Annotated in this window: 10 protein-coding genes; all 10 read right to left on the reverse strand. The window is 51.3% G+C overall.

Annotated elements, in window-relative coordinates; translation table 11 throughout:
- Positions 1-108: 108 nt before the first annotated feature.
- The 10 genes from ACFO4L_RS06355 to dnaN all read right to left on the reverse strand — a co-directional run bounded on the left by ACFO4L_RS06355 (position 109) and on the right by dnaN (position 11631).
- On the reverse strand, positions 109-393 hold the full coding sequence (locus ACFO4L_RS06355; RefSeq protein WP_377908865.1) for a hypothetical protein: 285 nt from the start codon (positions 391-393) through the stop codon (positions 109-111).
- A 48-nt stretch (positions 394-441) separates the two neighbouring features.
- Positions 442-1725, reverse strand: coding sequence for a cytochrome P450 (locus ACFO4L_RS06360; protein WP_377908866.1), 1284 nt, complete (start codon positions 1723-1725; stop codon positions 442-444).
- Positions 1685-2035: a YflT domain-containing protein gene (locus ACFO4L_RS06365; protein ID WP_377908867.1), complete on the reverse strand. Its 351-nt coding sequence runs from the start codon at positions 2033-2035 to the stop codon at positions 1685-1687. The genes ACFO4L_RS06360 and ACFO4L_RS06365 overlap by 41 nt, the downstream gene beginning before the upstream one ends.
- A gap of 532 nt (positions 2036-2567) precedes the next feature.
- On the reverse strand, positions 2568-3686 hold the full coding sequence (locus ACFO4L_RS06370) for an HD-GYP domain-containing protein (RefSeq protein ID WP_377908868.1): 1119 nt from the start codon (positions 3684-3686) through the stop codon (positions 2568-2570).
- Between the two features lie 253 nt (positions 3687-3939).
- Positions 3940-6483, reverse strand: a complete 2544-nt coding sequence (gyrA, locus tag ACFO4L_RS06375; RefSeq protein WP_377908869.1) for a DNA gyrase subunit A — start codon at positions 6481-6483, stop codon at positions 3940-3942.
- A 144-nt stretch (positions 6484-6627) separates the two neighbouring features.
- Positions 6628-8544 carry a DNA topoisomerase (ATP-hydrolyzing) subunit B gene (gene gyrB / locus ACFO4L_RS06380; protein WP_377908870.1) on the reverse strand — a complete coding sequence of 639 codons (1917 nt, stop codon included), beginning with the start codon at positions 8542-8544 and terminating at the stop codon, positions 6628-6630.
- A gap of 30 nt (positions 8545-8574) precedes the next feature.
- Complete coding sequence (gene remB, locus ACFO4L_RS06385) at positions 8575-8853, reverse strand: extracellular matrix regulator RemB (protein ID WP_377908871.1); 279 nt, start codon at positions 8851-8853, stop codon at positions 8575-8577.
- 11 nt (positions 8854-8864) lie between these two features.
- On the reverse strand, positions 8865-9986 hold the full coding sequence (recF, locus tag ACFO4L_RS06390; protein WP_377908872.1) for a DNA replication/repair protein RecF: 1122 nt from the start codon (positions 9984-9986) through the stop codon (positions 8865-8867).
- 11 nt (positions 9987-9997) lie between these two features.
- Positions 9998-10216: a S4 domain-containing protein YaaA gene (yaaA, locus tag ACFO4L_RS06395; RefSeq protein ID WP_377908873.1), complete on the reverse strand. Its 219-nt coding sequence runs from the start codon at positions 10214-10216 to the stop codon at positions 9998-10000.
- 272 nt (positions 10217-10488) lie between these two features.
- Entirely contained in the window at positions 10489-11631 is a 1143-nt protein-coding gene (gene dnaN, locus ACFO4L_RS06400; protein ID WP_377908874.1) for a DNA polymerase III subunit beta, read from the reverse strand.
- Positions 11632-11750 lie beyond the last annotated feature (119 nt).

Raw genomic sequence — 11750 nt, forward strand, 5'->3', positions numbered from 1 at the left:
TTCAAAAATTGACAGAGAATGATTCATTCTCTTTCCTTCTTCTTGTCTTTTGTTTAGTTTTCAAAGGACAGCAAATGCCGCTCTGTCTTAAGAGCGACTTATTACATTTTATAACAGCGCTTCAAATAAGTCAATACTTTTTTTGAACTGTTTGCGCCGCTGTGATGCTGTGTTCCTCAGCAGCGAGATTAAATATATCACGGAAGTTTTACTTCCTGCAAGTCTTTTTTCGTATTCAGAATTCTTATTTAACTCGACCTGCTTTTCTTTCAGCAAAATCCGTTTAAAAAGAGGGTGTTCAAGGCATTTTTCAATGAACATCTGCGCATGAAAAGCGTCAGAATCTGCTTCGTTTCTTCTATATAAGAATGAGACGCCGTTTCCATTTGTCACGGCAAAGCCCCATACCGATGATCTGGTACGAGGCTCAGAAGGCAGCTGTTAAACCGGCTGCACGTTCTTTAGAACAATCCCGCTCTCCGGGATCGTGGGAATTGTCGTCAGGCTGAACGAAAGGTTTTGCTCGGGAAGGTCGTAGCTGAGATGTTCCTGAAGCTGCAGAACGCTTTCCTTTAAAAGCTCGACCGTCATCCACTCACCTGCACAGCGGTGACCGAAATCAAACTCGCCTCCGCCTTGAGGAATAAACTGAAAAGGGGTGCCCTGCCATCCTTCGAAGCGGGATGGCTGAAACCGTCCGGGATTTTCCCATTCATCCGGATGATGGTTCGTACCATATAAATCTAACAGTGCAAGCGTCCCTTCTTTAAACGTGTGCTCTCCCATCGTAAAATCCTGCTTTACCCGGGCAGCTGTGAATGGAAAGAACGGATAGTACCGGCGAACTTCCTGCACAAAGCGTTCACGAGCTTCCTCTGACTGGAGCTTGGCAGCTTCTTCCGGGTATTCATGCAGAGCTAAAGCGGCAAACGCCACATATACGGAAATGGCCGTAATCGGGCGAATCAAATTCAGCAGTTCGACAGCAGCTGTTTCTGCATCCAGCAGCTCTCCATGATGATCACGGTGCAGACTGAATGCTTCCAGCGGTGTGCCCGCTGCGTCGCTCCGTTCTCCGTTCCGCACCTCCTCTACATATGAGGCCATCCACTTCTCTGCATCAGATCTAGCCTTCCAGCCTTTTAAATGTCGGATTCCGATATGCGCTGGAGTTTCAAACATCTCGCTGATCTGATCAGCACGGTCTTCCGGATTTTCCTCAAGCGGCACACCTGTCCATTCACAGGCTGCTTTAAACAATACGGTTTTTACTTTTTCATACAGCTGGATCTCGTCCTGCTGTTCCCAGGCGCGAGCATCCTTCTGCCAGTGTTTTGCAAACAGCCGGCGGATCGTCTGAAGGTCATCCGGCTTCATCACCCGCATGAACATCGCTTTCCGATGATGATGGGCTTCCCCATCCAGGCTTTGTACGCCGCCTTCTCCAAAAAGCGTTTTCTGCACAGGCTTTGGCGCTGCTCCCTCACGCTTAAATTTATCCGTATCGTAAAAAAGCTCGGCCATCTCGCTTCCTGTCAGGCAGATGGCTGTTTCTCCGAGCAGCTTCGTCTCAAAGATATTGGCATCCATTGTATAACGGCGGTTCAGGATAAACTGATAGCCTTCCTTGAGCAGCTTCAACGAATGATCTATGCCTTCTTCTGATGGAATACTGCGCTTGTTGTTAATAAATATCAAATCCCTCAGGTGCATGTTGTACGACAACTATTACTTTTCCTTCGTCCAGCTTTTCTTCCAGTTCTTCTGCGTGATATTCTTCAAATCCGAGTTCCTCCAGCTTTGCGCGCAGTTCATCCCCTTTTTTACGGAACAGGTTGCGCGCAGCAGTGCCAAGCGTCTCTTCATCCAATCCGATGGTGTTTGCTTCCGCATCGTCCGCAATTCGATCCGTTCGATCCTCATCGTGGGTAATGATGTAAATGTCGTCCTCGTTGATGTTTTTGCTTTTCAGTGACTGAATGGCTTCGACGACCTCCTGGTCATTGTGAAACTCTTTAAAAATCGGCTGCATCATGCTCATCCTCTCTATAACGTATAAGTTCTGCTGTTTTAGCAGCGTTAGTAGAGGTGTACCACGTGCAGGAACTGGAAAAACATTTTTAGCATAATTAGGTAAAAGTGCGCTGTTCGCTGCCTGTCAAAACCTTCAACAACGTTTACACGCTGAGGACATCGACGCATACAAAAGAGAACCGGCAGCGGTGATGCCGCGCCGGTTCTGAGCGTATTGATAAAGTCACGTTAGGTGAATAGTTTTGCATCTGCCTGTATCTGCGGGCACTTGTTTTCCGGAGAAAATGGGCTCAGCTAACCGCTTCGTTTTGGTTCTCCAAAAATCGAGTCATTCGATTTTCGCCTGCTGCTGCCGATTGGAGCTTACCTATGCCCGCGTTTCGTATGCGAATCGCGATGCCGGCGCTTCACAACGTTCTCCGGGAGCGCGAAGCGCAGTCGATTCTCTTGCAGCTCGAACGCTGAACGGCCGATCACACGAGCGGAACTTCATCGCCGTTTAATGTGGATTAGTAAGCTGAGCAGGCAGCTGGTTAAGAGGAGGCTGCTGCTTCTGAGGAGGCCGATGCTTCTACAATATACAGATTGGCATGACTTGCAAGGTCCAGCTCTTGGCCAGACTCAAGCCGCACGACAGGGCGCAGCGGATTTTCCGGGCGAACGTAGAGAACTTCTGCCGAGCTTTCATTGTTAAGCTGAACCGACTGCCCGACAGTGAGTACCGCCAGCTGTCCAGTAAAGCAGGCGGTCATCGCCGGGTCGAGTCCGGGAAATTCCCCGGCAGCCAGCTGCTCCAAAACGTGATAGGGAGACATTTTGGCCCGGTAAAGCCGTTCTGCCGTCATTGCATGAAACGTATCCGCAATGGCGTTGATGCGCGCGAAGGCATGAATTTTGGTTTTGGAAACGCCAAGCGGATAGCCGCTTCCATCCAGACGCTCATGATGCTGCAGGACACCGAGCATCGCTTTTTTATTGAAGCCGGGCACCTTCTCCAGCATACGGTAGCTGAGCACCGGATGCTTTTTCAGTTCATCGAATTCATCTTTGTTAAGGCTCCCTTTTTTCTGAAAAGGATCATAGGAAAGGCGCGACATGCCGCAGTCTGCGAGCATGCCGGCCAGACCGACTTGAATCACGTCCGCTTTCTCATAGCCGAGCCAGCGGCCGAGCATCGCACTGTAAACCCCGACAGCCACAGCATGATAATAAATGTAATTCGTTTTATCACTGAAGTGATACAGCTCCAGCAGTTCACGGTTTGTCGGCTCCTTTTCATAAAGCGGCAAAAAGAGCTGCCGCATTGTATACGGCTCGATCGGAAGGCGGCCCTGCCATTTTTGAAATTCCTTTTTAAACAGCTGCACCGTCCGCAAGTAGCGGTTCGTAAAGGAATCATTGTCATCCAGCAGACTCACCTTTGCCGGACCTCTCTTCTTTTGCTTTTCCTGCAGCTGACGCTCCGGCTGAAAGGCTGTGCCGTCAACAAGCTTCGCTTCCGTATGCACACTTTCTACAAGAAACGTCTTTAAGATGTGGAGATGCTCCTCCTGCAAAACCGTTTTTTTTGGCACCAGCGGCTTCGCAGTCAGCTTCATGACGTCTTGCTGCAAAATGCACCCTGGTACCAGATCCTCTACATACACGTGCATGAAACCCGCTCCTTTTTATCTCTGCTGTCTCTTATCATGACTCTAAAGCAGGACTAAAGTCAAGCTATAGAGGATATAACAAGGTCTAACGACTCATTATAAAAGCCTTTACTGCTTCTATCGGACAGCTGGCTATACTTGTGAACACTTCCTGCCATGCAATAACCAAAAGGATGAAGCGCCTTAGCATCGATGTACCCAAAACGGCAAAGAGGGCGGCTCCGGTAAACATCCCGGGAGCCGCCCTCTCACGTTATTCGTCGTTCTCGCTTTCGCTTTCTTCTTCGGAAGCTTCTGCTTCCGGTGCTTCTTCGAGCTCATCTGATGTGTGCTCGCCTTCTTCAATTTCCTGCGTTTCTTCATCCTCGCTGATGTTAACTCGTGCGACGGTCGATACATATTCCCCGTCGGCTACCCGGATCAGACGCACACCCTGCGTATTACGTCCGGTCTGTGAAATTTCCGCTACATGCATACGGATCACAACCCCGTTCGTCGTGATAACCATGAGATCATGATCTTCTGCCACAACCTTCAGAGAGACAACGCTGCCGTTCTTATCGGTGATGTTGCACGTTTTAATCCCTTTACCGCCCCGGGACTGTTCGCGGTACTCCTCAATTGGTGTCCGTTTTCCGAAGCCTGATTCGGTCACAATGAGTACATCCTGGTCCGGATATAAAATATCCATTCCGACCACTTCATCGTCTTTGCCGAGCTGAATGCCTTTTACCCCGGCTGCCGTACGGCCCATGGACCGTACGTCCTTTTCGTGGAAACGGATCGACATCCCCTGGCGCGTCCCGGTAATCAGCTCCTGGTCACCGTTTGTCAGCCTGACGCCATGCAGCTCATCTCCTTCACGCAGCTTGATGGCAAACAAGCCGCCGCGGCGGATGTTTTTAAACGCCTTCAGCTCCGTTCGTTTCGCCACGCCGTATTTCGTCATGAAGAACAGCGAACGCTCCTCTTCTTCAAAGGACGAGATCGGGATAACGGTACTGATATATTCATCCGGATCAATCTGGAGCAGGTTGATGATCGGAATTCCTTTAGAGGTCCGCTTCTGCTCCGGCACCTCATAGCCTTTAATCCGATACACCTTTCCTTTGTTCGTAAAGAACAGGAGGTGATCGTGCGAATTCGTGATAAACAGGTGGCGTACGAAATCTTCGTCATACGTTCCCATTCCTTGGACGCCCCGTCCGCCGCGCTTCTGGCTGCGGTAGGTCGAGACAGGAAGCCGCTTGATGTAGCCTTGATGGGAAAGTGTGATCACGACGTTTTGACGCGGAATCAGATCCTCATCCTCAAACGTATCTTCACCGATCGTAATGATCGTACGGCGGTCGTCACCGAAGCGGTCCCGAATTTCGGACAGCTCCTCGCGGATAATTTCCAGCACCTTTTCTTCGTCGGCGAGAATCGCGCGCAGCTCCTCAATTTTCGCCATGAGGTCTTTATACTCGCCTTCGATTTTATCGCGCTCGAGGCCGGTGAGACGCTGCAAACGCATGTCAAGAATCGCCTGTGCCTGTTCATGAGACAGCTCAAACCGCTCCATCAGCCCGTTTCTGGCGATGTCTGTCGTTTGAGACGCACGAATCAACTCAATGACTTCATCAAGGTGGTCCAGCGCAATCCGCAGTCCCTCCAAGATATGTGCACGGGCCTCGGCTTTTTTCAGCTCGTAAGCTGTTCGGCGTTTAATGACAACCTTCTGATGCTCCAGGTAGTGAGACAGCACTTCTTTCAGCGGGAGCACCTGCGGACGTCCGTCAACGAGTGCGAGCATGTTGATCCCGAAGCTTGTCTGCAGTGCTGTCTGCTTATAGAGGTTGTTCAGCAGCACGTTGGCATTGGCATCGCGGCGCAGTTCAATCACGATACGCATACCTGTCCGGTCCGACTCATCACGCAGATCAGTAATGCCGTCAATTTTCTTATCGCGGACGAGCTCTGCGATCTTCTCAATCAGCCGGGCTTTATTCACCTGGTACGGCAGTTCGGTTACGATAATCCGCTGCTTGCCGTTTTTCTCTTGAATATCCGCTTTGGCGCGAATTAAAATCGAGCCTTTGCCTGTCTCATAGGCGCGACGGATGCCGGAAATACCGACGATTTCTGCTCCAGTCGGGAAATCCGGCCCGGGAATATGCTCCATCAGATCAACTGACGTCAGCTCCGGGTTCTCACTGAGAGCGAGCACACCGTCAATGACTTCATTTAAGCTGTGCGGCGGAATGTTCGTCGCCATTCCGACGGCAATACCTGACGTGCCGTTGACGAGCAGGTTTGGAAAACGGGCCGGCAGCACTTTCGGTTCGTGCTCGGAGCCGTCATAGTTTTCCTGGTAATCAATTGTATCCTTATTGATATCACGCACAAGTTCCATGGAAATCTTTGACATTCTTGCTTCTGTATAACGCATCGCTGCTGCCGCGTCTCCATCGACGGAACCAAAGTTTCCGTGTCCGTCTACGAGCATGTTGCGGTAGCTGAAATCCTGCGCCATCCGTACCATTGTTTCGTATACGGCAGAGTCCCCGTGCGGGTGATACTTACCGATTACTTCCCCGACGATTCGGGCAGATTTTTTATACGCTTTATCGGCTGTAATGCCGAGTTCATTCATTGCATAAAGAATACGCCGGTGCACCGGCTTCAGTCCGTCACGCACGTCCGGCAGCGCACGGCTGACGATAACGCTCATCGCATAGTCCATAAATGATGTGCGCATTTCCTGACTGATATTAATGTCGTGTACCCGATCATTTCTGTTTTCCTGGTCCGCCATTCATGACCCTCCATCCTCCGGGCCGTGAAAGCCCGTATTCAGCAGCTGTGCCGCCTGTTCGACTATGTAGGCAGGACAGCATGCTGCCCCGCCGTATTGGTAAAACGCTGCCCGTGCTTCTGATGAGCACGGTGCCAGCCGTTGTTAAATATCGAGATTTTTCACGTAGTGGGCGTTGGCCTGAATAAAGTCGCGGCGCGGCTCTACCCGGTCTCCCATCAGCGTTTCAAATACTTCATCTGCAAGCATCGCGTCATTCAGGTTCACCTGCAGCACGGTTCTCATATCCGGGTTCATTGTCGTTTCCCAAAGCTGAGTCGGGTTCATCTCCCCAAGACCCTTATAGCGCTGCAGCGCCGGCTTTGGAGTCGGATCGAGCTCGCTCAGCACCCGCTCCATTTCTTTCTCATTGTATGCATAATGAATCGCCTTGCCCTGCTTAATCTGATAAAGAGGCGGCTGGGCAATGTAAATGTAGCCTTCCTCAATCAGCGGCCGCATGTAGCGGTAGAGGAATGTGAGCAGCAGCGTGCGGATGTGCGCGCCGTCGACGTCGGCATCCGTCATAATGATAATTTTATGGTAGCGTGCCTTGGAAATATCAAAATCCTCGCCGATCCCGGTGCCGAGTGCTGTAATGATGGCCCGAATTTCATTGTTGGACAAAATTTTATCCAGACGTGCTTTTTCGACGTTAATGATCTTACCGCGAAGCGGCAGGATCGCCTGAAAATGACGGTCGCGTCCCTGTTTGGCAGAACCGCCCGCGGAATCACCCTCAACGATGTAAATTTCACTGATCGACGCATCGCGTGATGAGCAGTCTGCAAGCTTGCCCGGAAGCGCACTCACTTCAAGCGCCGATTTACGCCGTGTCAGCTCCCGTGCTTTCTTCGCCGCATCTCGCGCGCGTGACGCCATCAAGCCTTTATCGACAATCTGCCGGGCAACCGTTGGATGCTCGGCCAGAAACTTGGCCATGTGCTCCGAGAAAAGCGAATCGGTGATCGTTCTGGCTTCGCTGTTGCCGAGCTTCGTTTTCGTCTGGCCTTCGAACTGCGGATCCGGAATTTTAACCGAGATGATCGCCGTCAGCCCTTCCCGGACATCGTCGCCGATCAGATTCGGGTCGTTTTCCTTAAACAGGTTGTTCCGGCGGGCGTAATCGTTAATAACACGCGTCAGTCCGGTTTTAAAGCCGGACTCGTGCGTTCCGCCCTCATGCGTATTGATGTTATTCGCAAACGAATAAATGTTGCTGGAGAAGCTGTTGTTGTACTGCATTGCCACCTCGACATGAATGCCTTCCTTGTCGCCTTCAAGGAAGATCGGCGGCTCGTGCAGCGCCTCCTTGGTACGGTTTAAGTGTTCGACGAACGACTGAATACCGCCCTCGTAAAAATATTCTGCTTCGCGCCCATTCTCACGCTCGTCCTTTACGAAGATGCGCAGTCCGCGGTTCAGGAATGCAAGCTCACGCAGCCGGTTTGCGAGAATATCGAACTCAAATTCGGTCGTCTCGGAGAAAATCTCCTCGTCCGGCCAGAACGTGATCACGGTTCCCTGTTTATCTGTCTCACCGATGACCTGCAGCTCCGTATGCGGAATACCGCGGCGGAAATCGATGAAGTGAATTTTACCGTCAAGATGAACGTTTACCTCAAGCTTTGTGGACAGGGCGTTAACAACCGAAGCCCCGACCCCGTGCAGACCGCCGGAAACCTTGTAGCCGCCGCCGCCAAATTTACCGCCGGCGTGCAGAACCGTCATGATTACTTCTACAGCAGGACGGCCCATTTTTTCGTGAATACCGACCGGAATCCCCCGGCCGTTATCCTCAACGGTGATCGAGTTGTCTTCTCCGATCGTGACGTGGATCGTATCACAGTGACCGCCCATCGCCTCATCGATGCTGTTATCTACAATTTCCCAGACAAGATGGTGCAGCCCGCGGCTTGTCGTGGAACCGATGTACATTCCGGGACGCTTACGGACAGCTTCCAACCCTTCCAGAACCTGAATTTGACTCTCATCATAGGACTGATTATTATCCACACTCATTGTTCCTCACCTGCATTTCTTCCCGCACGCTTATGGGCGGGTGGATTCTTCTTCTTCCGTGTTGGCAATCGTTTTATTTTCGGCCCGGCGTTTCAGCGTATGCGACGAGATCGGAGACAGATAGATGCAGTCATCGGTGACGACGATTGACTTCGCCGGATCACCGGTAACCTCCACTGTCTGCTTGGCGTCGCGGCTCCGCTTCATAAAGGCTCTGTTTTCCGCCGAAGCTTCCTCGCTCTGGTGATCGAGAATCGTGATGATCCGTTCTGCCTTCAATACGATATCTCCGCCTAGATGAATAAACATGGGGCGCCTCCTTATTCGTTCCGGACAATCGTTCCTTCCTGGACGTAAAACGTGGCCGCTTCGCGAAGCAGCTGGTGGTCGATTCCGTCGACGCTGGTCGTCGTCACGAACGTCTGCACTTTTCCTTTAATGGAATTCAGCAGATGCGTCTGCCGGTGGTCGTCCAGCTCAGACAGCACATCGTCCAGCAGGAGGATCGGATATTCGCCGGTTTTTTCATGTATCAGCTCAATTTCCGCAAGCTTGAGCGACAGCGCCGTCGTCCGCTGCTGTCCCTGCGAGCCGTAAGTCTGAATGCTGCGTCCGTTCACAAAAAACGCCAGATCATCACGATGTGGTCCGATCTGGGTCGTCCCGCGCCTGAGCTCCTGGTCGCGGACACGGCTGAATTCGGCGCGGAGTACGTCGGCAGTTTCTGCCGCATTCATGCCCGCTTTTGCCGGCACGGTCGGCTCATAGGAGAGCGTCAGCACTTCTTTCCCGCGGCTGATGTCGCGGTGAATCGGGGCTGCCCAGGCTTCGAGCGTGTCCAAAAAGGAAAATCGCCGGACGAGCAGCTCCGCTCCGGATTGAATCAGCTGCTCGGTCATGACGTCGAGCATTGCTTCATCCGGTGTCTTGCGTTTGTCACGGATATCTTTCAGCCATTGGTTGCGCTGCTTCAGTGCTTTGTAGTACTGAGAAAGATGGTACAGATAAACAGAGTTAATCTGACCCATTTCCATATCGAGAAACCGCCGGCGCACCTGCGGGCTTCCCTTTACAAGAGTCAGATCTTCGGGGGCGAACATGACGATCGTGCACGTTCCGATATAGTCGCTGAGTCGCTTTTTTTCGAGCCCGTTCACTTTTACCTTTTTGCCCTGTTTCGAAAAGACGAGCTCCATGTCAAACTTGCCGTGGCGGTTCGTAAAGCTTCCGCCCACCCGTGCAAACGGCTGATCCCAGCGGATCAATTCCCGGTCGCGCGGTGTACGGTGGGAGCGGGCCATGGCCAGTACATAGATCGATTCCATCAGGTTCGTCTTTCCCTGGGCATTTTCCCCAAGAATCACGTTCACCTGATCCTTAAAGGGCAGCGTGACGTCCTCATAGTTGCGATAGTCCTTCAGCTTCAGTTCATGTATATGCAAGAGTGCCTCCGCTACTCACCGATGATCGTCAGCTCCCCGATCCCTTCGATGACAACGTGGTCACCAGGATAGAGCTTCCTTCCCCGGCGGTCTTCGGCTTCCTCATTCACCAATACCGGAACTTCTGCCAAAAACGGCTTCGCCTCGCCGCCGCTTGAAATGACAGCTGCTTCTTTCAGCGCCTGCCCGAGCGTAATAAATTCGCCACGCACGGTAATTTCCTCGTTCATGCCCCGTCAACTCGCTTTCTGTACAAATACGTACACAAAATCTCTCACTATACATTGTACTAAAGATTGACGCATGACGCCAATATTAATTCTCAGTTTTGCGAACAAATGTTCCGGCATCAGCAGTTGGTTCTTTTTTTGTCTATTTCCGGCTTGTTGAGCCGTGTTTGTCTCGTTTCATCGCCCCCCTGCTTTATTGCTTTAAAGCCGGCAGCAGCTTAAAAAAACGCTGTTCCGAAAACGTCCGGAACAGCGGGTCGGCAAGTTTAAAATTAGTATGTCCGCACAGGCGAGAACAGGTGAAGCATGTAGTCACGGTCAGCCGGGCGCATGATAAACGGGCTCATTGCTCCCGTAAACTGGATCGTGACATCATCGGATTCAATCACGCGGAGGGCATCGATGATGTTTTTTCCGTTAAAGGAAATACGGAGCTCTTCCCCGCCGAAGCTGTCGCACGCTACTTCCTCGGTTACTTTACCGACTTCCGGTGTGACCGAGGTGATCTCAAGCGTTGACTCCCCGATGGACTTCAGGTTCACGACGTTATTTTTACCGTCTCTGGAAAGAAGCAGCGCACGCTCAATGGCCGCCAGCAGCTTTTTCGCTTGTACCTGAACCTCTGTTTTGGAGCTCGTTGGAATCATATTTTTCGTTGCCGGATAGTTGCCGTCCAGCAGCCGTGAGAAGAAGAGAATGTTCTTCGTTTTGAACAGGCACTGGTTGTCAGTCACAGTGACACTGATTGTATCTTCGGTGTCATCAAGAATTTTGCTGAGCTCCGACAGGCTTTTACCAGGAATAACGACGTTGGAGAATTCCATGTCTGCCGGGCTGTCTTCAAGTGCCGCTTCACGCATGGCCAGGCGGTGGCTGTCCGTCGCGGTGCACATGAGCTTGCCCTCTTCCAGTCCCCAGTGGATCCCGGTCAAAATAGGACGGGTTTCCGCAGTCGAAACGGCAAAAGCCGTCTGTTTAATCAATGCTTTCAGCAGATCTGTCTTCAGCTGAAACGCATTGCCCTGCTCCACTTCAGGAAGACGTGGAAATTCATCCGGATCGAGTCCATTCAAATTAAACTCGGAGCTTCCGGAGCTGATTTTTGTTACGTTCTGGTCGTTCACGCTCACTTCAACCGTCGTCTCCGGCAGCTTTTTGATGATATCAGCGAAATACTTTGCCTGGAGGACGATCGATCCTGGCCGTTCAATATCAACGATCTGATTGTCACCGTCTTCTGCAGGAATGTAAGCTTCAATGGAAATATCGGAATCACTGCCTGTCAGGGTCACCCCTTCGTCAAATGCAACGATCTTTAACCCAGATAAAATCGGCATAGATGCTCTGGAGGAGATGGCTTTTGAAACGTGCTGGATATTTTGAACGAATACGTCCCTCTGAATAGTAAATTTCATAACGTGGAACCTCCCTGATAAATATAATATTAATTAATGAACTTGCCGTAGTAATAGTACTAGGCGCTGTGGATTTGTGGATAACCACGCAAAGAGCCTGTAAGGTGAACTTATTCACA

Origin of the sequence: Bacillus daqingensis (genome assembly GCF_042654445.1) — a bacterium.
Taxonomy (GTDB): domain Bacteria; phylum Bacillota; class Bacilli; order Bacillales; family Salisediminibacteriaceae; genus Alkalicoccus; species Alkalicoccus luteus.